The organism is Helicobacter zhangjianzhongii, from assembly GCF_030249855.1.
GTDB classification, from domain to species: Bacteria; Campylobacterota; Campylobacteria; order Campylobacterales; family Helicobacteraceae; genus Helicobacter_B; species Helicobacter_B zhangjianzhongii.
Window position 1 is genome coordinate 43,794 of sequence record NZ_JANURN010000006.1, and the last position, 23,376, is coordinate 67,169.

Genomic DNA, 23,376 nt, shown 5'->3' on the forward strand with positions numbered 1-23,376 from the left:
CCACGCGGCGCAAGCGGTGCTTGCAAGTGAGAGAAAAAGGGCAATAGTGAAAAAGTGGATTCTAGAGCTTATAGGAGCTTGATGTAAATAAGTAGCATTAGAGAGAGATTCGCAATCACACACACCCATAATAATATTGTGCGTTTTTTTGCTTTGGCTGTAATTGCGGATTTATGTTGCTGTATCAATAAATCTGCTTTAGCAAGATCTGTTTCTAATTGATCAACCAGAGCTTTTGTCTCTCTTAGTTTGTTGTTTGCGTAGTTGCGAATTGCCTTATTGGCTGCTTTACGCTTTGGCTTATCTAGCCAGCTTTTTGCCTTATTGGCTGCTTTGGCTGCTAGTGGTATCAATGAGAGCCATTCACTCCCTGTCATTTATCTTTTCCCTTAAAGATAGAGCCTATAAGCCCAATTTCTTTTTCACCAAGGATTTTTAGGCATTCATTAGGCTCAAGGTTTCTTAGTTTGTTGATTTCTTCTTCTGCTTCTTTTATTTTATCTTGTAGCGTTTTTATATGTTTTTTTAAGATCTTTGCAATTTTTTTCCATAGAGTCAAGAGCATTTTTGGCATCTTGTGGGGCATTTTCTCTTCGCGCTTCTATCAATGCTCTTTCTTCACGGATTCTAGAGTGCAGGAGTGTAATATTATCGCCCCAAGTGTTTTTATACTTCTCTATCTCTGCTAGCTTTTGTTCTATATCTTGCAGCATTGCGGTTTAATCTTTGCTTTATGCCTAGCTAGCTATCACGCTTTGATAGAAAAGCACAGAGTAAAAACAGCAGAGCAATGCCACCGCCGATGATCCAAATCACTTCAAAAGGCTCGCCGATATACCAGTGGTAGCCTTGCTCTAGCCCCTTGATGATAGCAGCAAACATTAGCACCACCAGCCCAATAGCCATCAAAGCACCACCAGCCCATATCACAAGCATCAAAACAATGATCCAAAAAATAAAGGTCAAAATCCCCATTATTTCTCCTCTTTATCGTATTCGGCTTTCGCGCTATTTACATAGCTTTTAAACATATCTGGCGTGAGGTCTGTAATTATGCTTGTGAGATGATCAAAATTTTTATCAAGGTAGGCAAGATAGGCATTGCCTATTACTTTAGTCGAGCCAACAGCGATTGTAGCATTGATCACTCCGCCTGCTATGCTCCCAGGACCGGGGATAAACTTAAGCAGATTTCCTGCAATCTGCGCTAAAAAGCGCACCCCAAACGCCGCGCTTACGACAGAAGCAAGCGTGGCGACAAGCTGGGCGGCATTTTCCTTCTTCATATCAATGCCAAAAATACTATTGATATGAAGAATCATATAAACCTGCAAGCCTGTCAAAATCCCTATATTAGAAAATGGTATAGGTGCGGCACCAGACAAGCTTGATGATACGGCATAGCGGTTGATGATGGTTTTCGCATAGGCTAGATTGGCTTTGTGCCGTTGCTCCTTGTCGTGGGCTTGGAAGCGTGCTAGGGCGTTTGCCTGTGCTTCTCCCATAAGTTTATAAGATTTGTCTAAAAGCTCGTTAAGCCCCTTTGGCTTTTGCAAGTTGCCATCATCATCTTCTATCTCTAAGGCTCTAGTGCGCTCTATGTGAGTCTCACCTAGCTTAAGCTCTTTTTGCACAAACTCCTTGAAGCTTTTGCCATTTTCATCTTTGTCTTGGGAGGCTTTAGTGATCGTGGCGATTATGGGGAAATTTTGGGATTTGATAAAGTCAAAGAGATCCTTTTCTGCTGGCTCTAGTCGGCGTGAAGGCTCTGCGATACAAAACCACACGATATGGATCTGCTCTTGCGGATCTTTGGCGTGATTTTCTTGCAAGAAGCCCTTCACTGCTTCAATCGTGCTAGGGTCTCCTAGCTCTAGCCCCTTGGTATCATAGATGGTAAGATCTGGCAAGCTAGCAGAAGTGTGAGCTGTGATCGCTTGGGTGATAGGGCTGCCCGTGCCTGTTTTAGCTAGATTTTCGCCAAATATCGCGTTTATCAGCGTGCTTTTGCCATTGCCGGTTTTGCCTGCGATTAGGATATTTAGCTTGGTGGTAGAATCCTTTTTGATTGTGTTGTAATGACTCAATGCTCCTGTGAAAAGCTTCTCGTAGTCTATTTGGGTTTGTTGTGGTGTCATACGATCTCCTTCGTGTAAAAGTGTATTAAATCAAAAAAAAAAAAAACGAGCTTAAATTTTGCGTATGCGTGCTTGTGAGGGCATTTAGCCAATCTTTTGCCAAATGCGCTCTATATACCCTATGATAAGCCCTAAATAAATTGGCGATACAAGGATATTTGCAATTATCACAAAAAGCCCAAGCCCCTCCATAAAGCTCTGTGGCATTCGCCATTCTTGTATGCAGGGATAGCCTTGAACGCATAGATATAGGCATAGTGAAAGCTGCAGCAAATAAAGTGTCGCTATGGCAGCAAGTGCCAACCATTCCAATGCGAACCATTTCATAGCTGCTCCTTTGGTGTGGTGTATGGGATTGTATCCCACTAGGCTGACAGGTTTTGTCATAGAAGTTACTAGCAGATACAGCAAAAGTGGATTCTAGGGGTAGGCGATTCAGTCTTGGGCGAGCAATTCACGCCATTGAAAAAATTTAGGGCAGTCACTGTCGCCAAGATAGCTCCTACCCTAAATTTTTTCAAAGCACGCAAAGCCCCACCGCAAAGCGAAGCTTCTTTAGAAAACAAGCGACAGCGGTGCAAGGCGTGGGCACGCAAGCAGGTTTCTTTAGTAATCCTTAGAATCGTGCTAAGACAAACAACCTTAAAAAGTGGATTCTAGCAACGCCGCAAATCCAAAAACCTAGAATCCACTTTTGACAAAAACGCTCAAAGATTAAGCCGCAAGTGGCAGGATTTTGCAGCAACAACGCAGGGGCTGAAAGCGTGCTTGATAACCAAGCCCGCAGGATTCTAGGATTTTTGACAAAAACGCCCACAATGTGTTTTGTAGTCAAGCAGATAGGCGGCAGGATTCTAGTCCAAAACAAGCGAAGCGAAGTTTCTTTAGAAAAGCCAATGCCAAAACCAAGCCAAATCCTCTCCCTTTTTACTCATATCGTAGGGCGTTAATAGGATCTTGCATAGAAGCCTTTTTGGCAGGCAAGTAGCCAAAGATTATGCCAATTAGCACAGAGATACCAAATGCCATAAACGCCACGCCTATATCAAACACAAATGGCAGCACCATTATATAGCTAGCAAGCAACGCGCCAAAAAATCCAAGCACGATCCCAATGCACCCACCAAGCGAGCTAAGCACTATGGATTCTACAAGAAACTGCATAAGCACTTCACTCTCTAGCGCGCCGATGGCAAGCCTAGTGCCGATCTCTCTGGTGCGCTCTGTTACAGAGACAAGCATAATATTCATAATCCCAATCCCACCCACAAAGAGACTCACACTTGCAATCGCCCCTAGAAATAGGGTCATTGTTTTGGTTGTTTCTTCCATAGCTTTTGCCATCTCTTTGGTATCCCAGATGTCAAAAAGCTCTCTTTGCCCCTCTTGTGGCGGGCGGATTTGGAGCATTATCTGCCGTAGCCTTGCTACAAAGCTTGTGCTATCTACTCCATCATCAAGCGAGATAAGCACTTGGGATATGAAAAACGGACTACTAGCCCCAAAGACAAAGTTTGAAAAGGCTTTTAAAGGCATAAGTATTACATTATCTTGATCATTGCCGCGGAAGCCTTGACCTTTGGATTCTAGCACGCCTATGATCTCACACATACTATCGCGGATACGCACTCTAGCTCCTAGGGGATTTGCTTGGGGGAATAGCTCTTTTACCACGCTTTGCCCCACTAGGCACACACGCGCCCCTGTGCTATACTCTCTCTCATTTATAGCACGCCCAGAGTCCAGCTCCCACGCACTAGCGAGTAGATAGTCTTCATCAACTCCGCTAATTTGCGCTTGCGTATGCTTCCCGCCGTGTCGCACAAGCGTTTCGCTATATGCCACAGGGGCTACTGCGCGTGCGAATGCTAGATTATGCTTGATAGTAGCCACTTCTGCATTGCTAAAATTGCGCCTTAAGCTACTTCCGCCGCTCCCAAATCCACGCGCAGGGTTTAGGACGATGACATTGCTGCCTAGGTTTTTGATTTGATCTTGGATATTTTGCTTGACGCCATTGCCGATAGCTATCATCACGATGACGCTTATCACGCCGATAATCACCCCTAGCATTGTCAAAAACGCGCGCAAGAGATTGCGGCGGATTTGTTTAAAAGCTAGGAGGAAGGAGTTTAGCAGCATTATTTATCCATTTGGCTGGGTGTTTGGGGGCTAATGCTAGAATCCACTTTTCTCTCCTGCTGGATTTGCCCATCAAGGAAGTGTAGCTCCCTTGAGGCATAGCGTGCCATATCGTGCTCGTGCGTTACCATAAGGATTGTGATGCCTAAATTTTGATTAAGCTCGCTAAGTAGCTGCATAATCTCCACACTGCGCTTAGAATCCAGATTTCCCGTGGGCTCATCAGCGATGAGAAACATCGGCTCTTGCGCGATCGCCCGAGCGATCGCCACGCGCTGCTGCTGCCCTCCACTTAGCTCATTGCTTAGATGATGCGACCACTCTTTTAGCCCCACCATTTCTAGGGCTTGCAGGGCTTTTTGCTCTCTTTGGTGCTTGTGGATCCCGCGGTATAAAAGCGGCAGCTCGACATTCTCTAGCGCGGAGGTGCGTGAGAGCAGATTGAAGCCTTGAAAGATAAAGCCTATGTAAAATCGCCGTAGCAAGGCTCTTTGCTTGCGTGAAAGGCTGGTTACATCTACGCCATTAAAGACATAGCGACCGCTTGTGAGTGAATCTAAGCAGCCAAGGATATTTGCGGTGGTGGATTTCCCAGAGCCAGAAGGACCCATAAGCGCGACAAACTCGCCTTGCTCTATGGCGAGATTGACCCCGCGCATAGCTTGGTAGCCTGCCTTGTAGGTTTTATGCGCATTTTCTAGGAGGATAAAGCTCATTGCTTTTGGCTTGCTTGTGTGATGATTTGGGTATTTTCTGGGAGCTTTGGGCTAAGGATTTGGGCATTTATACCATCATTTATACCTACTTCTACTTCTATGGGGCTTGGCACACCATTTTCTAGGATATAGATGGTTTTGCTAGGCTTTTTGCTAGCTTTTGCGCTACTTTTGCGCGGCGGTGGTGGAGTGGAGAAAGAAAAGGATCTTTTGCTAGCCTCTTGCTTTGGCGGCTCGAAAAAGAGCGCGCTTACAGGGATTGTCTGCACATCTTTTTGTGTTTGGATAATGATATTTGCACTAGCACTCATACCCGGGCGAAGCAGCTTGGCTTGGTTATTGACTAGGATTCTAGTCTCATAGCTTATGATGTTGTTGCTAGTATCTTGCGTGGCAGCGTAGCTTACGCGATCGACTTTAGCACTAAAGTCTGTATCCGGATAGGCATCGACACTAAAGCGCACGGCTTGCCCGATTTGCACCTTGCCTATATCAGCTTCAGCGACATTGACGACTAAACTCATCTCTTCAAGGCTTTTTGCTAGCTTAAAGAGCGTGGGCGTTTGAAAGCTTGCTGCCACGGTCTGCCCCGGATCAATACTGCGCTCTAGCACGATACCATTGATAGGGCTTAGGATTATGGAGTTTTTTATATCAATTTCACTGCTTTTGACATCTGCTTGTATGTTTGCGATATTTAGGGCATTGACTTGCGCACTGCTTAGGGCGTTTTCATACTCTAGCTTGGCGGTTTGTAGCTCTAGCTTTGAGGGGGATTTGCCTTGTGTGCGCTTATATAGCTCTTGCAGTCGGTCGTAGTTCCATTTGGCTTTTTCTAGGGTTATTAGGCTAAGCTTGTGCTGGGCTTTGGCGGATTCTAGGGAGGCTTTTTGCTTGTTTAGGGTTTGATTAAGCTTCTCTGGATTTATGGTCGCTAGCACCTGTCCTTCTTGCACGCTATCATTTATATCGACAAGCACCTCTTGGATACGCCCAGAGATCTGGCTACCTACCTCAACGGTATCAATGGGCGAGAGCGTGCCAGCAGCAGAGACGATTTGCGTGATTGTAGCAGTCTTTGGCATAGCGGTTTTGTAGATGTATTTGGGCGTGCTAGGATAGAGCCACCAAATGATCCCCCCAGCCACTAGACAGATAAGCGCGATAGATAGAAAAAGCCATTTGCGCTTTGTGTGCTTGGGGTAGAGCTTGGCATACATATCCTTGGCTAAAACACTCACGACATATCTCCTAGATACTTAGCAATGTGGGTAAAAATTGTAGCAGATTATAAACGCAGAATGTGAAGCGATGATGAAGTGCTAGAAATGCTTATGCAAGCAGGCAATGATCTCATAAATATTATCGATTTTGCCGCCCATAATGGTGCAAAAGCCCGGTATCCCATAGTCTTTGGCAAAGATTATGGGTCTGCCATCATCGATTTCATTGTGCGTGCGGAGTGTCTTTATCTCATAGAGGGAGTCGATGTATTGCAGCTTTGATAAGCTTGGGATATAGCGCATAGCATCGTGGCGCATAAGGGGGAATTTGGATTCTAGCTTGTATGGGGTTGTAGGGCTAGGGTGCAAGAGAGAATCTAGCAAGGCATAAGGATCAGTATTGCCTAGTGCGGTGCTTGTCGTGCCACTCCACGCGCAATGCGGCGTATAGCGGACATGGCTTAGTGTGTAGCAATCTCTAGCAGGGTAGGGCATAAGGGAGAAAAACGCCCCATCCATAATGGTAAAGCTTATTTTAGACAAAGACTCTGGCGGGCGCACCAAAGCCATTTCTGTAAGCTCGTATTTGAGCGGGAGGGGCTGGAGATTTGATCTGTGCAAAAGGGCGTTGATCCCAGCATAAGTGCAGTTTAGCACAAGTGGGGCGTGGAAGATCTGCTCTCTTTGCGCGCTAGATTCTAGCACGCTCACCCCCACCTCCCCTTGATCGCTAAAGACTCGCAGAGCCTGTGTGTTTAGCGCGATTTGGATGCGATTTTTGCATAGGCTTTCTTGTAGGATTTGGCGCAGGATATTGGCGTTAAAGGCATATTCTTGCACGCAAAACACATCTTCTATCAGCGCATTATCGCACAATGATCGCGCCATATCACTTGCTGGCTCAATGGGGATAGAAAACTGCTTAAAAAGCCGATAAAACTGCGTGGCAGAAGTTTTGGAGCCGTATTTGGCTATGGCATAATATTTTTCAAAGCTGCTATCAATCGCAGGAGCAAACTCATCGCAAAATCGCGCAAAATGCCTAGCACTGCTTAGGGCGGTGCTAAGGGAGCGTGGGTAGTGGTAGCCATTATGCACGCGGGCTTGATTATGCACACTAGCACGCAGGAGCAAATCGCGCTCTTTTTCTATGAGAAGAAGCTTTTTGTGCGTGCGCGACATTGAGCTTGCGATATATGCGCCAAAGAAGCCGCCGCCGATGATAATGCAGTCGTAGTGTGTTGCAGCTTTTTTGGTTATGGGCGATTCAGCTTTTGGGCTAGAATCGTGGATTGCTTCGCCGTGCTTGTGCGATAGACCACCAAGTCTTATCTCCGCGCACGGCTTGCAAAGCCACGATTCTAGCTCCAAAATCTTAGAATCGCTGGGGCTTTGGGTTTGCGTGGCTTCATCGTCATTGCGAGACACTGCGCTAGCAGTGGCGCGGCAATCCACACATTCTGCGCTAGCAGAATGGCTTTCCCTAGAATCCGCTTTTTTACTCTCATTGTAAGCTTTGCTTTGCCAAGTGTGGCAATCCCCAAAATCTACGGAATGACTACCCAAAACAAGCGAAGCATTCGGCATTAGCCGATGTTTCTTTAGTAAAGCTGAATCTAGCAAGCAGGCTGTCCTCTCACATATATTTGTATGCGCCACATAATGCACATTCTTAGCTAGATTATCGCTTGCTATGAAGCTCATAAATGTCGCTAGGCTATGGGCGAGATTATCCCCCTCATCAAAGATAGGCAGGCTGGATTCTAGGGCGTGGTCTGGGCTAGAATCCACATAAGAGAGTGGGGCTGGATCTAGCATATTGACTTGCAGGCAGGACTTTTTGCCAAAGAGCCTTAGCACTCTTTGGCGTTTGTGGCTAAGCAAGGAGCATTCTAGCGATATGGGGATAGATCTCTCCGCTTGCTTTGCGCATAGCCTAAGCCTAGCACTTAGCTTTTTTTGATCTAAAAACACGCATTCTTGCACTTCTACATCTGTGATAATGCCAAGCTCTTGCATTAGAGCAAAAACGCTTAGATAATGCACCCCTAGCACTTCAAGCACGCTTTCATTTTCATAAAATTTCCCATATTGGGTGATTGTGGCGCAGATGGATTCTAGGGGCAAGCCTTGGCAAAGTAGCAGCGCGTGGCGGATCGATGGGCTTAGGGTGTAGATATAGTCGGTGAAAAGCACGCGGCTATGGGCTGTGGCTAGGGATACAAGCTCGCTGTATTCTTGGGCGTTGCTGGTGGCTGGCTTTTCTATGAATGTATGGCAGTGGGCTTGCAAGGCGGCTCTAGCTAGCTCAAAGTGCGAGTGCAAGGGCGTGGCGATGAAGCATAGATCTGCTTGGCGCAAAAGGGCAGGGAGGTCGCTTGTAGAGGTGTTGGCTATGGCTAGGATCTCGCAGTGCTTGGCGATATAGGGGCGTAGAATCTGCCCAAAGTATCCGCTGCCTATAAGCAGGGCTTTGTTGAAATTATGGGATTGTTGGCGTGGCTGCATTGGCTTTAGCTTTTATGGGCTAGGATCGCGCGGCGCAAGTGGCGTAGGCGGTAGATTTCTTTTAGGTAGATTCTAGCAAGCTTGGCTACTTGCACCTTTGAGCCTAGTGCGTCATCTTCCCAGCGCACGGGGATTTCTTCAATCTCTATGCCTAGGGCTTGGGCTTGGATAAGCATTTGTGCGCAGTAAAACCAGCTAGGATCATCGCTGCATTGTTGGCGCAAGAGTGCGGCTATATCGGCGCGGTAGAATTTAAACCCACACATCGCATCGCTAAAGCTTGTGTGTAAGGCGGCTTTGATGATGGTGTTGAGTGTCTTGGAGGTGAGCTCGCGCAGGAGCTTGCGTCCTATGACTTGCGAGCCTTGAAGCAGTCTTGAGCCTACGACTATGGGGTGTCCTTGGCATAGCTTGTCATAGACTTCAAGCAGGTGAGTAAGGTCGGTGGATAGGTCAATATCCATATAGCCGATAAACTCGCAAGGGCGTGGGAGGGAGGCGTTGTGATCTATGCCGGCTTGGATGGCGAGACCTACGCCTTTTTGGTTTAGGCGGAGGTATTGGATTTTTATGGATGGTTGGGCTTTTTTGGAGGGTTGGGCTTTGCGTGGTTTTGGCGTTGGCTTTTGGACTAGAATCGCGGATTGCTGCGGCGAGTCGGCGGTTACATACGCCCAAGTATGCGCCCTTGACTCGCCTTGCAAAGCCACGATTCTAGCCTCAAAATCCTGCCGCCTATCTACTTGGCTACAAAACACATTTTGAGCGTTTTGGGCAAAAATCCTAGAATCCTTTGCAGGCTCATTTAAATTTGCTTCGGTGCTAGAATCCTCGTTTGCTGCCGCCTTCGACTTGCTCATATTTGTGGCGTTTTCCCTAGAATCCACTTTTATGCTGTCATTGCGAGCGGACTTGTCCGCGTGGCAATCCATTGTTTCACGACTAGAATCCTTATTTTGTGTATGGATCGCCACGCTCGCTACACTCGCTCGCGATGACAATTCTTGCGTGGCTTGTTTCTCTGCTTGTTTCTCTTCAAAGATTCTAGGATTTCTAAAGAAACCTGCTTGCGTGCCCCCGCCTTGCACCGCTGTCGCTTGTTTTCTAAAGAAGCTTCGCTTTGCGGTATTGCTTTCGCAGTTTTTTGGGGATTTTAGGGTAGAGCTAGACTTGCGGTCTGCGGTTGCCCTAAAATCCCCAAAATCTGTGGAATGACTGCCCAAAGCTGAATCCCTTGTTAGCGACAAAGCGATTTCTTGCGTAGCATCACTAGATCCATTATCAATAATCGTAAGCACACAGGGGATATTATGCTTGATCACAAATGCCGCAAGCGTGCGCACGCCAGATTCTAGGCGGTCTTGCTCATTGAGCACAGGTAGCAGGATATTTAGTGTCTTTGGCATTAGGACTCCTTGATATTTGGCTCGACATAGTCTAGGACCACAGAGCTTTGCTCATCGATGATCTCATAGATGGCATCTTTTTGCCGAAGTAAGATTATGCGCATATACTCGCCAAAAATACAGAGCATAGAAAATAGCCCGATATTGCTTAGCACCATATAGCTAGAAGTTGAGGTCCAGCCTTGGGCTATATGGGGCATAAAGTAAAATGAGATTATGATATATAGCCCATATAGTACATTAAAGATCGCAAAGCCCAAGCATAGCCCTGTGCCTAGCCGCAGCAGCTTATAAGAGCGACCAAAGAGCATATCAAGCCCTAGATTGATCGAATCTAGCAGGGATTTTTTGGGGATTTTGGTGGGGGTGTAGGGGTGCTCACAGATCTTTAGCGTGCTATCAAAATCGATAAATCGCAAAAGCTTAATATCATCTTGCGTGCGTAGTAGCACATTGATCGCCCTGCGCGATAGCACGCAAAACTCGCTAAACTCCTCTCTATATGCCCCATCGCTAAAGGCTCGCAAGAGCTTGTAAAAGAGCTTTGAAGTGTATTTTTGCGCAAAGTTATAGGGCTTGCTTTTGCGCGTGGCTATGGTGATGTCATAATTATGGCAGGATTCTAGCATTGCAAGTGCGACTTCAAGCGGGTCGCTCTGCAAATCCATAAACAGCACATAATCCCCAATGCAATGCCGCAAGAAAATCTCATAAGCGATAGAGCCTAAACGCTTAGGGCTTCCAGCCATAGAGCGCACTTGCAGCACGCGGCAATTTGGGATGGTGTGGGTTATGCTGTTAGTAACGGGGGGGGGGGGGGTAATATTAGGGATTCAGCTTGTGGGCTAGAATCGCGGATTTCATCGCCGCACTGCGTCAATAGACCTCTAGTCTTATTTTCCTTGTGCGGCTTGAAAAGCCACGATTCTAGCTCCACAATCTTAGAATCCTGCGCTGGCTCATTTAAATTTGCTTCGGTGCTAGAATCCATTTTTGCTTCCGCGTGCGAGTCGTTTAGATTTTTAGCATTTTTGGCAAAAATCTTAGAATCCTGCGCGGAGTTGTTTAAAATTTGAGCTTCCCTAGAATCCACTTTTTTATTGTCATTGCGAGACACTGCGCTAGCAGTGGCGTGGCAATCCATTGCTCCACGACTAGAATCCTTATTTTGTGTATGGATCGCCACGCTCGCTCGCGATGACAGGAAAAGGGCTTCATCGGCTCGCGATGACGGAGAGCGTGTCGCTTGTGATGGCAAAGTGGATTCTAATGGGGGGGTTGTTTTCACTCTCTAGCGTAGGATTTAGCAGCACGATCTCAAAATACGCAAACCGCGCCCGCAATGCCTCATACAATGCCTGCAACGATGATAGAGAGAGATTATGGTGCAAAAGCGCGACAGAGATAATATGCTCTTTGGTTGATATATGCAAGATATTTGCCTTTTGTGGGATAGGGCATTATAGCATAGATTTGTTGGGGGCGTTTTGGCAGGCGTTGTGATAGGTGGCAATGATGCGCTTCATATCATAGTTTGCACACACAAACTCCCTTGCATTTTGCCCCATAAGCTCTTTTGCCACAGAATCTAGCGCGATAAATGCCTGAAACGCCCCTGCTAGAGACTTTACATCTTGCACTTCACATAAAAAGCCATTAGAGTAGCCATTGTCAAACTCTCTTACTAAATGCTTGCAGCCACTTGCCTTGCTTGTGATGATTGCTTTACCCATACTCATTGCCTCTAGCAGAGATACACTCACCCCCTCTCTATAGCTTGGCAGCACCACACAGGAGGCGGATTCTACAAATGGGCGGACATCTTTTGTCTCGCCTAGATACTCTATGATCCCCTGCCTTTCCCACGCTAGAATCTGCTCTTTGCTTATCGCACTAGGATTGTTGCAATCGCTTGAGCCTAAGAGCTTAAAGCGGATTTTTAGCGACACGGCATTGTTTATGCCCCCCCCCCCATTAGATTCTATCTTATTAGCCTTTTGCATAGATTCTTGCACCATTTTTGCCGCTTCTACAAACTCGCCCACGCCCTTATCCCAAAGCATTCTAGCCACGAGCAAAAAGACAATTTCCCCTTGTGTCTCTTGTGTTTGTAGTGCAGAATCCTTGCAAACCTTAGGAAAGAAATACTCCGTATCCACCCCCTCACTATCAAGCAAAAATGCCTGATCTTGTGCGATAAGCTTGTGGGATAAAAACTCTTGCTTGTCATCATTGTTTAAAAACCACACTTCTTGCGTGGCTTTAAGAGCAAAGCGATACATTTGACACACAATGAAGCGTAAAATACGCTTTTTAAGGCTACTTTTTTCACCCTTATCGTTGATGAATACATAGCCAAGCCCTGTAATGATAGCAATATTTGGGATTTTTAAGGCATTACACACGCTTGAAGAGTAAATAGCTGGTTTTATGGTGTAGTTAAACACAAGAGCTGGGCGTATGCGTCTTAAGAGCTTGTAGAGTGTATATGTGGTGCGGAAGTCTTTCAACGGATTGAGTGAGCGAGAATCTAGGCGGATATTATGCGTGGTAAAGCCCTCTTGGTTTAGGGAGCTTGTGCTTGCATCAAAGGGAGCGATGATATGGATAGCAAAGCCGCTTTTTTGCAAGGATTTTAGGACTTGGAGGCGGAAGTTATACATACCAAAGCAGGTATTACTAATGAAAACTAACTTTGGCGTTGGCTTTGCCGCGCTTTTGCGGGAGTCTGCGCGGTGGGCTTGCTCATTACCGCTTAGGTAAATCCCTTCGCCCACCGCTTGACAACCCACAAAATCATCGGCAAATCCTACCGCCTGCGACTTGCTCATATTTGTGGCGTTTTCGCTAGAATCCACTTTTTTTGTCGCTTGCGACTCGTTTAAACTTTGGGCGTTTTCCCTAGAATCCACTTTTTGAAAAACGGCGTTTTTATTGTCATTGCGAGCAAGCGCGCTAGCGTTTGCGTGGCAATCCATAGATTTTGCGTTAGCAAAAAGAGCATTCCTAGAATCCACTTTTTTGCTCTCATTGTAAGCTTTGCTTTGCCAAGTGTGGCAATCCCCAAAATCTGCGGAATGATTACCCAAAACAAGCGAAGCGTTTGGCGTTAGCCGATGTTTCTTTAGTAAAGCTGAATCTCTCTTAGTAAAACTAGATTCTAGGATTGAAGTAACTGCCCTTGTATAGTGTGCAATAACCCTTGATATACAGAAACGCCCTTTGACAAAAGCCCTAGCATTTGCTCCCATTTGTGTTAAAGTGTTTGGGGCTGTGTTTGGCAGTGTGTTTGAGGCAAGGAGAGTCATCGCAAGGCTTAGAGCGTGCGTGTCTTTAGGCGGGATAAGTATGCCATTTTGCCCGATAAGGAGATTTTCATAGGGTGTAAAAGGTGGGGCGACACACTCCTTGCACCCTGCGATATTTGTGGCAATGATTGCTTTGCCCATACTCATAGCTTCTAGCAAAACCCTAGGCACACCCTCTTTATATGAGCTTGGCAGCACCATGCAAGAGCTAGATTCTACAAAGGGGCGGACATCTTTTGTCTCTCCTAGATATTCTATAATCCCCTGCTTTTCCCACGCTAGAATCTGCTCTTTAGGTATCGCACTAGGATTGTTACAATCACTCGCGCCTAAGAGCTTAAATCTAGGGAGCTGAAATTTAGGGGGTTTAAGGTATTTGCGTGGGATTTTAGGCGGCATTGTATCCACCTAGCTTTGCTTGTAGGGCAAAAGAATTGTCTAAAGCAAAAGAAGCGAAGCGATAAGATGGAGCAAAAGCAATATGATATGTGAGATAAAGCGGCTTAGACTCTAGCTCTGCCCCCCCCCTAAGAGCATTACAAGCCTATGCAATATCTTGCGCAGTGGCTTTAGCACGATGAAGATAGGAAAGCTGCTTAAGCCATTGTCCCGCCACGCGCGAATGCATTCAAGATTGGCACGCATAATATTGCTAAGATTTGCATTGGAGGTCCCGCCCACGCGCATTTTGACAAAGCATTCATCGATGTATAGGGACTTTGCTTGATACTTTTGCAAAAATCGCAGCATAATCTCATAATCCGCCGCGATTGCATAGGAGAGATCAAAGCCCCCATAGCGCGTATAAAGAGCCTTTTTGGCATAGAAGCTTGGGTGAGGTGGGTGGAAGCCTAGTGCGAAATCTAGCTTTTTGAGATTTTTGCCATTAAGTGTGCGCAAAGGCTGCATAGAGTGGCTTATGTAAAGGATATTAGCATAGACAATATCAATAGAATCTGGCTTATCAAACCCCCACGCGATAAACTCTAGCACAAGCTTTGAGGCAAAAAAGTCATCAGCATTCAAAAAGCCTACAATCTCTCCGCGTGCTTTTTCTAAGCCCTTATTCATACCATCATAAATCCCCAAATCCCTTTGGCTAAAGACTTGCAGACTCACACCTTTTGCACGATATTGTGGGCGGTAGGATTCTATGATTGATAGCGTTGCATCGCTGCTTTGATTATCGATGATGATATGCTCAAAGTCGGTATAGCTTTGTGCTAGGATAGATTCTAGTGTGCTAGAAATGGTGGTAGCGGAGTTGAAGGTGGTGGTGATGAGGGAGATTTTAGGCAGCTTTAAAAGCGATTCAGCTTTTGGGCTAGAATCGTGGATTTCATCGCCGCGCTTGTGCGATAGACCACCAAGTCTTATCTCCGCGCGCGGCTCGAAAAGCCCCGATTCTAGCTCCAAAATCTTAGAATCGCAGGGACTTTTACTAGAATCTAACCTTGCTTCCGCGTGTGATTTGCTTAGATTTTTAGCGTTTTGGGTAAAACTCCTAGAATCCACTTTTTCATTGTCATTGCGAGACACTGCGCTAGCAGTGGCGTGGCAATCCATAGATTTTGCGCTAGCAAAAAGGGCATTCCTAGAATCCACTTTTTCAAAAGTGGATTCTAGGCTGTGGATCGCCACGCCGTGCTGGCACACGACTCGCGATGACGGAGTTGAAGTGTTTTCACACCCAGCTTGTTTGTCTTCTTCAAAGATTCTAAGATTTCTAAAGAAACCTGCTTGCGTGCCCCCGCCTTGCACCGCTGTCGCTTGTTTTCTAAAGAAGCTTCGCTTTGCGGTATTGCTTTGCTTGTTTTGTTTGCATTTTAGGGTAGGAGTTACCTTATCGGTAATGACTACCCTAAAATGCAAACAATCAGGCGAATGATTACCCGAAGCTGAATCCTTTTTAGCAAAAATGGATTCTAGGCTAGAATCTATAAAAATATAGATTTTATAACCTAGCTCTGCCCCCCCCCCTAAGAGATTTTCCCTACTTGCATAAAGGCTGCAATAAAGCTCATAGATAGAATCTAGCATTTTCTCGCTAGTAAAAAGCTGCAAAAATCTAGCCCTTGCATTGCGCGAAAATCGCTCATAGTCGCGCTCTATCTCTCTAATGGCTTGGGCTATGGCGGCTGGACTTTTAGGCGGGACTACAATGCCGCTGATATTATGGGCATTGACATAATCCACACCAGAGCCATCAATACTGCAAGATACAACGGGCAGTCCCTGACTCATCGCTTCAACTTGCACAATTCCAAACGCTTCATTTTTTGTAATTGATGGTAGGATAAAAATATGGGCGTTGCGAAATTGCTGCGCACGCTCTTGGTGCGAGAGAGTGCCTAGAAGTTTAACCCTATCTTGCAATCCCAATGCGTTGATTTTCTGCTGTAATTTTTGCTGCAATGCCCCTGTGCCACCAATATGCAGGCAATATTGTGGGAGCAAAGTCATCGCTTCAATAGCATATTCAAATCCTTTATAAGCAACGAGTCTCCCAAGGGCAAAAATAATTCTTTTCTCCCCCTTTTTGCTCTGTGCTGGGCGTTGTGGTAGGGTGGATTCTAGGCTAGGGGCTATATCATCTATACCTATGGGGATACTTACACATTTATCGCGGTAGGGCTGTAAAAAGGCGGATTCTAGGGCGTATTTGGGGCTTGTGGCGATAATGCTATGCGCCCTTTGTAGTAGCCAGCTTTGCAGTGGGGCATAGAGCTTTAGTAAGTGCTTTTGCTTGATGATGTCGCTATGCCAGTGCAAGATGATGAGCTTGCCTTGTATGTCGCTTAGGAAAAGTGCTAGATTTGCCATAGGGTCTGGCAGGTGCAAGTGGATAATGTCATAGGCTTTTATAAGCTTTTGCAGTGTGAAAATCATCTGTGGTGTGATAGAAGTGGAGGCAAGCTTGCCAAAGCTTTTAGTGCGGTAGATTCTAGCCCTAGAGTCTAAAATCTCATAGCTAAAGTTGTAAGAAGAGCTAGAGCATAGCACATCACACACTAGCCCTCTAGCATTTATCCCATCGCAAATATCTTGCATTACACTTTCAATCCCGCCAATGTCTGGGGGGTAGAATTTGCCGAGTTGGAGGACTTTAGGCAGCGGCATAGGCTACCTTTCTTAGAGGCGTTGGCTTTTGACTAAAGAAACCTGCTTCGGCTTCGCCTTGCACCGCTTCGCTGGTTTTGCGCGATAAACCTTTGATTTCTGCGCCGCGCTGTGTCAATAGACCTCTAGTCTTATTTTCCTTGTGCGGCTTGCAAAGCCCCGATTCTAGCCCGCAAGCTGAATCCTTTTTAGCAAATGGGGATTCTAGATTTTGACATACCCCATAGAAATAATATAAGCAAACATACGAATATAAGTAAGGAAGCGATTCCAATACTGCAATGACAAGGCGCAAGAGAGCAGATATTGTGAGCGGATTTTGCGTGTATATGCCGGGATCTTTGGTGCTGGGATAAGCCCAGAATCCACAAGCGGTGTGAGTGGAGCTAGTATAGACTCTAGCTCTGCCCCCCCCCCTACGCGCTATTTTTACACTTTGCACACTGCTGGGGGTAGAAGCCCTAGGATCTAAAACGCGCGACTCTAGGATAATGAGTGCGGCGAGATCTTTGCTCATAATGCGCACGATTTGGGGCAAAAGTCTAGAATCTAGCTTTAGGCTATGCAGGGCATTAGCCACATAGCTAAAGCTCTCTATCCTGCGTGCTTTTTTGCTTGGGGCTTGCATACTCGAGTGTGTGTTTAAGCAGTAGAAATATAGGCGTTTGTCAATGCCTATATAGCTTGTCGCAAGGCTGGCAACAACTAGGAAAAAGAGCATATCATCTGCCACGATGGGCGTGAAGCTAGAGTCTATGAAATGCGCACAAGCGTGGCGCAGCAAAGAAGCCTTGTAGCATTTATCCCATAGGGTAAATTTAGGAAACTGCCTAGAATCTAGGAAAAAATTATAGGCGATTTGCTCATTGTGCAGGGGAGTCTTGCAAAAACGCGTAGGCAGGGCGTAGCGAGCGTAATGCGTAAGCTTTGCTAGCAGCGGGGCTTTGGCGGTGGCTGTGTAGTGGGCTTTGAAGTGCAAGATAGAGGCATTATGCGCTGTGGCGTGGTGCAGTGTCTGGCACGCGTGCAAATGCAAATAATCATCAGCATCAACGAGCAAGATATACTCCCCCCTTGCTTCTGCAATCCCAGCGATACGCGTAGCAAAAGTGCCGAGATTTTTGGCATTGTGGATTATGCGGATTCTAGGGTCTTTTGTGGCGTAGCGTTGCGCGATTGTTATAGAGCTATCACTCCCGCAATCATCAACGACTAAAATCTCAATATCGCTAAAAGTTTGATTGATACAAGACTCAAGGCAGCGCGCAATGTAGGCTTCTACATTATAAGTAGGGATAATGATAGAGAATCTAGGAGTATGCACCACTTGCTGCCTTTGATCTTGTTTGATTATGGGGGATTGTGCGGTGCGGATTCTAGCGAGAAGTTGCTTAAAGTCTGTAGAATCTAGGGGAGAGTATGCGTGCAGCTAGGCAGCATAGTAGAATCTAGAAGCGATAAGATAGCATAGCACTTCCACCTAGGGTGTGCATACCGCCAAAAGCACGCGTGTAGAATAGCTCTAGTCCCATAGTGCTGCGCGTGAGCTGGTATTGGGCATTGATCCCTAGGGTGAAGCGGTCATTATAGGGTAGTGTGATAGCCACGCTTGAGCCATTTAGCGATATGGTGGATTCTTGCTTGCTATTGTAGAGATGTGGCTCATAATCAGCCCTAGCGGTGAGTATCCCCACCCCCCTAAAGGCAGAAAACGCCACGCCACCTTGCGCCCCAAAGCCGATATTGATCATATAATCCGTGTAGCCTTGCGGAGTGATCGCCCCAGATGTGGTGCGTGGGCTATGCTGTGTGAAGAGATATTGCCGCACGCTTGCATAGGGCTTTACAAAGACTGATCCCATAAAAACCCTATACCCAAGTGCCACTTCGCCCATAATGCGATGAGCCAAGAAGCTTGTGTGAGAATCTAGCCCCGCCATAGTGATAGAGCTTTGCGTCTCAAAGCTACCCAAAGAGCCTAGTAGCCCTAAATCTAGCTCCAAGCCTCCCCACGCGATCGTATCACTGAGTGAGAGTCCAAAGGCATAGGTGCTGGATTTTGTGCTTGTGTTTGTGAGATTTTGTCCTAGGGTGTTGTAGAGGAAGCTTCCGCTTAGGCGGAGATTATGCCCATAGATTTGTGTGCTAGCCCCAGCTTCTAGCCCCGCTAGCCCACCTGCTCCATACTTGCCAAACACTCCGCCACCAAGTGCGCGCATATCAAGTGCTACGCGCCTTTGTGGTGCGTAGGCATAGCTAGGTGTGGCAAGCAGGGCGTTTTGATAAGGGGCATAGGATCTTGGCATATTTTGTCTATTTCTAGAGTAGGCTAGGGTATTGTAGGCAAGGCGCACTTTTTCTTGCGAGGTATTAAGCTTGGCTAGGACTTGTGGGGGCAAGGGGGCTCCTACAAGGTGGGTGGTCTGCAAGGATTCTAGTGCGGCTAGCGGCGTGGCTTGATCTGTCGCTAGTGTGTCCTTGGTATCATTGATGAGTTGAGAGAGCTCACTGCGCCCGCCATAGGTATAGATACTGCCTTTGTGGTTTTGGTCAAACACTTGCTCTAGTGCGTGTAGGATCTGGCTATCATCTCCTAAGCTAGTGTAGAAATCTTGCAAGGCAGTGTCATTGTGTGTAATGGTAATGGCGGTGTTAGAATCCACTAGTGTGATTGTAAGGAAGTCGTGTGTGGCTTGTGTGAGAGATAAGGAGCCTTGATTGGTAAGTGTGCCTTGTATGAATGTATGCTTGCCTAGTGATAAGCCTTTAGAATCTACTAGGATTGCTCCTGTATTAGTAACATTGCCTTTGATTTGACCAAGCGTGCCATTATACGCGCCAAAAATTATCGTGCTGCCGTTTTTATTCTGCACGCCTTGTGCTTGCAGCACAGAGCCATAAAGCCCAATGCTAGAATCCTTAGGATTACGCAAATCACCATCAATGGTAAGATCGCCGCCCTTCTGGGAGATGAGCTGCCCGCTAATTGTCATACTCCCGCCATAGAGGATAAGCTCGCCCCCACCGCCAAAGGCTGGGTCAAAGGAGTTTAGCCCACTGCCCCCGCCTGTGCTATCTACGCCGTTATTGGTCTGCCCACCATTGTAGAAATCTCCTTGTAGCGTGATTGTGCCTTCGCGGCTTACAAATTGCGCTGTGGTGGTGTAGTCATTTGGCGTGAGTCCGCGTGTGTTGCCGACATTATAGACACTGCCTTTTAGAGTGAGTGTGCCGCCATTATTTTCTAGTTTATGCTGAAATCTAATCGCCTTATCCGCCTCAATGCTAAGACTCGCGCCATTTTCTATACGCACTTCGCCATCGTGGATAAAGAGCCGCAGCTGCGAGAAGCTAGCTTGGGCGTTTGGGGCTAAAAGCAGCTTGCTATGCTCGCCAAAGCGCACTTTGGATTCTCCGCCATATTCGCTTGCTTGGGGGTTGATTATGGATTTATCACTTAGGATCACAAAGAGCTTGGAGCTAGAATCCACTTCTAGCACAGAGCCTTCAGCAAAGGCAAGTGTATGGTAGCCCATTAGCGCGACTTTGGCTTGTTTTAGGCTAATGCCAGCACTTTGGAAATGCGTGGTTTTGTCATTCGCGCTTAGGGTGTAGGTGGCGTTGCTCGCGCCCTGTATGCTAAAGGCTCTTGCGTGGAAGAATGTCTGCTCGCCATTGGCTTTTTGCGCTAGGGTAGAATCCTGCTTATTGGCATTTGGTGCAAGCGTGATAAGTGGCGGCATAGCATAGCTAGTGATTGTATCAGCATACAAGCTTGCTAGAGACAAGCAAGTAGCAAGAAGTACTTTCATTGAACGCTTCTTATAGTTCTTTAACTTCTATGGCTAAATTTGCATTGATACCAAAGCCTAGGTGGATAATGACTGCAAATGCCCCTGTGTGTTTAATGGGTGTTGGTATATCGACCTCTTTTTTGTCGATGTGGAGATTGTGCTTCTCCTGCAAGGTGGTGGCGATTTCCTCTTTGGTGATAGAGCCAAAGAGCGTGCCATTATTGCCCTTTTTCTCTAACACTAGCGTGATAGATTCTAGGCTTTTGGCAAGCTGCTTGCGTTTTTCTAGCTCTAGGGCTTCTAGCTCGGCTTGGTGCTTTTGCTGGGATCTGTATTTGTTGATGACTTCATTAGTGGCGTGCTTTGCTTTATTTTTAGCGATCAAAAAATTTTGCCCATAGCCATCTTTGACCTCGCGGATTTCACCCTTTTTGCCAAGACCTTTAATATCTTCTAGTAGCAACACTTTCATAACGCTTCCTTTGGGTATAATTTCGCGAAATTGTAGCACTTAGAAAATGATTACACAATAACGAGTAGTAAATGAAGTCTGTAAAAGTTGTGCAAAAATCGCTTGTGTTTGAAGGCTTGGGGATTATAGTGAGCCAAAAGCCTAGCAAATATATGCGCATAAATGTCCGCCCAAGCAGAGGATCTAGCCAGCCTATCATCAAGCTTACTTGTCCGCCAAATGCCACAGATGAGACGATTATGGAGTTTTTGCACACGCATAGGGCGTGGATTAGCAGGGTGTGCGATCGCTTTATGCAAACTAGAGAAAATACTTGGGAGGTTTTGCAAAGCCATAGCGATGAGGTGCTGCTCTTTGGGCAGTGGGTGAGCGCACTCTCACTTAAGGAGCTACGATCGCGCTTGCACGAGTATGCGCTACAAAGGGCAAATATATTTGCAGGGAGTATGGGAGTGTGCTTTAGCAAGCTTGCAGTGCGCACATCTAGGACGCGCTTTGGGAGCTGCACGCACGATCGCCTAAGCTTGTCGATTTTGCTAGCCTTTGTGCCAAAAGAAGAGATAGATTATGTCATCATTCACGAGCTAGCCCATATCGTGCATAAAAACCATTCCGCGCAGTTTTGGGGGCTTGTGGGGGCGCATTGTCCGCAGTGGAAGTCCTTACGCCAATCGCTTAAAAGTCGCTATGGGCTATTGATCGCGCTGCTTGATAAATTAGAGCAAGCAAGCCCCACGCAAGCTCCACAAGCTAGCCCACAAAGCCGCAATGCTGACATAGGCTCTCAATTGCTCTTTGAGTTTTAAAGCCATTTTTCATCGCCACTGCCCTAGGGGAGTGCAGGGCTTCTTGTAAGCTTGTAGTTGCGATATTGCCGAGATTGATCGCGCCTTGCGTGTCCATACAGCAAGGCACAATCGTGCCATCGCTTAGAATCCCTATTTGCTCTTTTAGCGCGTGGCAGGATTTGTGCTTTTGGGGCATTGTGGCAAAGCCTGCCCAAGTGAAATGCGACTTTATGATGAGAAATGCCTTGCTCCATAGGCGTATGCGTCCTTTTTCATCAAAAAGGGTGTGTATAGCATTGCGCGATAGGGCGTGGCAAAATTTTTGGTGGTGGGTGTGGTGGTGGGTGTGGTGGTGGGCATTGTGCGTGGGGGTAAAAGTGGATTCTGGTAGGATTTGGCGGAGCAGATCGCAGAGGATTTGTGGGCGTTGATAGAGGTTTGTATCTTGGATTCTAAGATTTAGAAAACAGCTAGGGTGCTGTAAATGATAGGCTAGCAGGGGGGCGAGCTTTGTAGCATAATTGGCAATAGCATTGTCTATGCCCGCTTCTAGGGAGATAGAGAGCTGATAGATAGGGGGGCTTAGGAGTGTTTGGGGGCGGTGTTTATGGCAAAACGCTCCGCTTGTAACTAGCTCGATCTCCGCGCCTTTGCTATGGGCTAGGGCGAGATAGTCGGCTAGATTTGGCAGGGCGCAAGGATCGCCCAAAATATGCAGAGCTATGCGTTTGGTAAGCATAAGCGCAGAATCTAGCGCGTGTGCGAAAGCTTCTAGGGGCATTATGCCGCGCACGCCCTTTGGTGCTGGGCAAAAGGAGCAAGCAAGGTGGCAAATATCGCTAAGCTCGATATAGATCTTTTTCATCAAGTGTGCTTAGTGGATATGCGGGAGGATCTCGCGCAAGTCTTTGTGGTCTATGATGATATTGGCGTGTTGTTTAAGTATGGGCTTGGCGCAAAAGGCGATAGCATAGCCCGCACGATCCAGCATAGCGCAGTCATTCGCGCCATCGCCTATGGCTAGGGTCTCTTGCTTGCTGATAGCAAGCAGGGATTGCAGGCGTGCTAGCATATCGCCCTTAGAGTCGCTAAACATCATATCTCCACCGACTTTACCACTAAGCACATCACCTCTTGCGTGCAAGATATTGCTAAAATCCGCGTGGAGTCCTAGCTCTTTGGCAAAATAGCGCGTAGCTAAGCTAAATCCACCGCTAAAGCACACGATCTTTGCTCCTATAGCCTTAAGCTCTGCTATGCACTCTTTCGCGCCTTGCATAAGGGGGAGATTGTGGCAGATCTCTTTAGCTTTGTGAAGCGGCAAGCCCTCTAAAAGAGCCACGCGCTTTTGCAGAGCTTCAAAAAAGTCTAGCTCGCCGCTCATCGCCTTGTGCGTGATCGCGCTCACTTGCTGGAGTGCGCCGCATTCTTGTGCTAGAAAATCGATCGTTTCGCCATCCATTAAGGTGGAGTCAAAGTCAAATACCGCGAGTTTTATCATTGCTGTGCCTTTGGGGTGGGGTTGGGCTACATTATATCGCATCTAGGCTTATGGTGATTCTCTCCCTCGATTCAGTCTTGGGTGGGCAATGCGATTGATTTTACAAAGTTTCTTTAGAAAACAAGCGAAGCGGTGCAAGGCGAAGCCGAAGCAGGTTTCTTTAGAAAACAAGCGAAGCGAAGTTTCTTTAGAAAATGTGTAAAAAACTCCAAAAGCCCCACCGCAATCCTTAGAATCGTGTTGAAGTAAAACAGACTTTG

The 23,376-nt window shown here is 46.7% G+C and carries 22 protein-coding genes; 2 read left to right on the forward strand and 20 right to left on the reverse strand.

The window, feature by feature from the left end:
• Positions 1–68 precede the first annotated feature (68 nt).
• The 5 genes from NYG90_RS07100 to NYG90_RS07120 all read right to left on the reverse strand — a co-directional run bounded on the left by NYG90_RS07100 (position 69) and on the right by NYG90_RS07120 (position 2,465).
• Positions 69–377, reverse strand: coding sequence for a hypothetical protein (locus NYG90_RS07100; protein WP_285257304.1), 309 nt, complete (start codon positions 375–377; stop codon positions 69–71).
• A 120-nt stretch (positions 378–497) separates the two neighbouring features.
• Positions 498–713, reverse strand: coding sequence for a hypothetical protein (locus tag NYG90_RS07105; RefSeq protein WP_285257303.1), 216 nt, complete (start codon positions 711–713; stop codon positions 498–500).
• Between the two features lie 28 nt (positions 714–741).
• Entirely contained in the window at positions 742–975 is a 234-nt protein-coding gene (locus NYG90_RS07110; protein ID WP_285257302.1) for a hypothetical protein, read from the reverse strand.
• Positions 975–2,138, reverse strand: a complete 1,164-nt coding sequence (locus NYG90_RS07115; protein WP_285264884.1) for a YcjF family protein — start codon at positions 2,136–2,138, stop codon at positions 975–977. Before NYG90_RS07115 ends, NYG90_RS07110 begins: the two co-directional genes overlap by 1 nt.
• Before the next feature lie 84 nt (positions 2,139–2,222).
• Positions 2,223–2,465, reverse strand: coding sequence for a hypothetical protein (locus NYG90_RS07120; RefSeq protein ID WP_285257300.1), 243 nt, complete (start codon positions 2,463–2,465; stop codon positions 2,223–2,225).
• Positions 2,466–2,863: 398 nt separating this feature from the next.
• Here NYG90_RS07120 and NYG90_RS07125 point away from each other — a divergent pair, with 398 nt between their 5' ends.
• Positions 2,864–3,088 carry a hypothetical protein gene (locus NYG90_RS07125; protein ID WP_285257299.1) on the forward strand — a complete coding sequence of 75 codons (225 nt, stop codon included), beginning with the start codon at positions 2,864–2,866 and terminating at the stop codon, positions 3,086–3,088.
• Here NYG90_RS07125 and NYG90_RS07130 read toward each other — a convergent pair.
• From NYG90_RS07130 to rplI, 13 genes are all read right to left on the reverse strand, one after another.
• Positions 3,066–4,280, reverse strand: a complete 1,215-nt coding sequence (locus tag NYG90_RS07130; protein WP_285264885.1) for an ABC transporter permease — start codon at positions 4,278–4,280, stop codon at positions 3,066–3,068. The two genes, NYG90_RS07125 and NYG90_RS07130, sit on opposite strands and share 23 nt — an antisense overlap.
• Positions 4,280–4,996, reverse strand: coding sequence for an ABC transporter ATP-binding protein (locus NYG90_RS07135; protein WP_115011732.1), 717 nt, complete (start codon positions 4,994–4,996; stop codon positions 4,280–4,282). The genes NYG90_RS07130 and NYG90_RS07135 overlap by 1 nt, the downstream gene beginning before the upstream one ends.
• Complete coding sequence (locus NYG90_RS07140; protein WP_285257297.1) at positions 4,993–6,237, reverse strand: efflux RND transporter periplasmic adaptor subunit; 1,245 nt, start codon at positions 6,235–6,237, stop codon at positions 4,993–4,995. The genes NYG90_RS07135 and NYG90_RS07140 overlap by 4 nt, the downstream gene beginning before the upstream one ends.
• A gap of 81 nt (positions 6,238–6,318) precedes the next feature.
• A complete protein-coding gene (locus NYG90_RS07145) occupies positions 6,319–8,727 on the reverse strand; it encodes an FAD-dependent oxidoreductase (protein ID WP_285264886.1) in 2,409 nt (802 codons plus the stop codon).
• A 5-nt stretch (positions 8,728–8,732) separates the two neighbouring features.
• The gene (locus NYG90_RS07150) at positions 8,733–10,133 is read right to left on the reverse strand and encodes a glycosyltransferase family protein (protein WP_285257295.1); all 1,401 of its coding nucleotides are present in this window, start codon (positions 10,131–10,133) and stop codon (positions 8,733–8,735) included.
• Positions 10,133–10,882: a glycosyltransferase family protein gene (locus NYG90_RS07155; RefSeq protein ID WP_285257294.1), complete on the reverse strand. Its 750-nt coding sequence runs from the start codon at positions 10,880–10,882 to the stop codon at positions 10,133–10,135. The genes NYG90_RS07150 and NYG90_RS07155 overlap by 1 nt, the downstream gene beginning before the upstream one ends.
• A 41-nt stretch (positions 10,883–10,923) precedes the next feature.
• A complete protein-coding gene (locus NYG90_RS07160) occupies positions 10,924–11,421 on the reverse strand; it encodes a hypothetical protein (protein WP_285264887.1) in 498 nt (165 codons plus the stop codon).
• Complete coding sequence (locus tag NYG90_RS07165) at positions 11,348–11,566, reverse strand: hypothetical protein (protein ID WP_285264888.1); 219 nt, start codon at positions 11,564–11,566, stop codon at positions 11,348–11,350. The genes NYG90_RS07160 and NYG90_RS07165 overlap by 74 nt, the downstream gene beginning before the upstream one ends.
• 27 nt (positions 11,567–11,593) lie before the next feature.
• Entirely contained in the window at positions 11,594–13,840 is a 2,247-nt protein-coding gene (locus NYG90_RS07170) for a glycosyltransferase (RefSeq protein WP_285264889.1), read from the reverse strand.
• A 111-nt stretch (positions 13,841–13,951) separates the two neighbouring features.
• Positions 13,952–16,561, reverse strand: coding sequence for a glycosyltransferase (locus NYG90_RS07175; RefSeq protein WP_285264890.1), 2,610 nt, complete (start codon positions 16,559–16,561; stop codon positions 13,952–13,954).
• A complete protein-coding gene (locus tag NYG90_RS10605; RefSeq protein ID WP_434062734.1) occupies positions 16,548–17,888 on the reverse strand; it encodes a glycosyltransferase family 2 protein in 1,341 nt (446 codons plus the stop codon). Before NYG90_RS10605 ends, NYG90_RS07175 begins: the two co-directional genes overlap by 14 nt.
• 121 nt (positions 17,889–18,009) lie before the next feature.
• The gene (locus tag NYG90_RS07185; protein ID WP_285264891.1) at positions 18,010–20,373 is read right to left on the reverse strand and encodes a hypothetical protein; all 2,364 of its coding nucleotides are present in this window, start codon (positions 20,371–20,373) and stop codon (positions 18,010–18,012) included.
• Between the two features lie 10 nt (positions 20,374–20,383).
• Positions 20,384–20,827: a 50S ribosomal protein L9 gene (gene rplI / locus NYG90_RS07190; protein WP_115011744.1), complete on the reverse strand. Its 444-nt coding sequence runs from the start codon at positions 20,825–20,827 to the stop codon at positions 20,384–20,386.
• Between the two features lie 71 nt (positions 20,828–20,898).
• On the opposite strand from rplI, the gene NYG90_RS07195 reads away from it, so the two are divergent.
• The gene (locus NYG90_RS07195; RefSeq protein ID WP_285257289.1) at positions 20,899–21,633 is read left to right on the forward strand and encodes a M48 family metallopeptidase; all 735 of its coding nucleotides are present in this window, start codon (positions 20,899–20,901) and stop codon (positions 21,631–21,633) included.
• Here the strand turns inward: NYG90_RS07195 and NYG90_RS07200 are convergent.
• The gene (locus NYG90_RS07200; protein WP_285257288.1) at positions 21,578–22,480 is read right to left on the reverse strand and encodes a radical SAM/SPASM domain-containing protein; all 903 of its coding nucleotides are present in this window, start codon (positions 22,478–22,480) and stop codon (positions 21,578–21,580) included. The two genes, NYG90_RS07195 and NYG90_RS07200, sit on opposite strands and share 56 nt — an antisense overlap.
• Before the next feature lie 9 nt (positions 22,481–22,489).
• On the reverse strand, positions 22,490–23,116 hold the full coding sequence (gene serB, locus NYG90_RS07205) for a phosphoserine phosphatase SerB (RefSeq protein WP_285257287.1): 627 nt from the start codon (positions 23,114–23,116) through the stop codon (positions 22,490–22,492).
• Between the last annotated feature and the right edge of the window lie 260 nt (positions 23,117–23,376).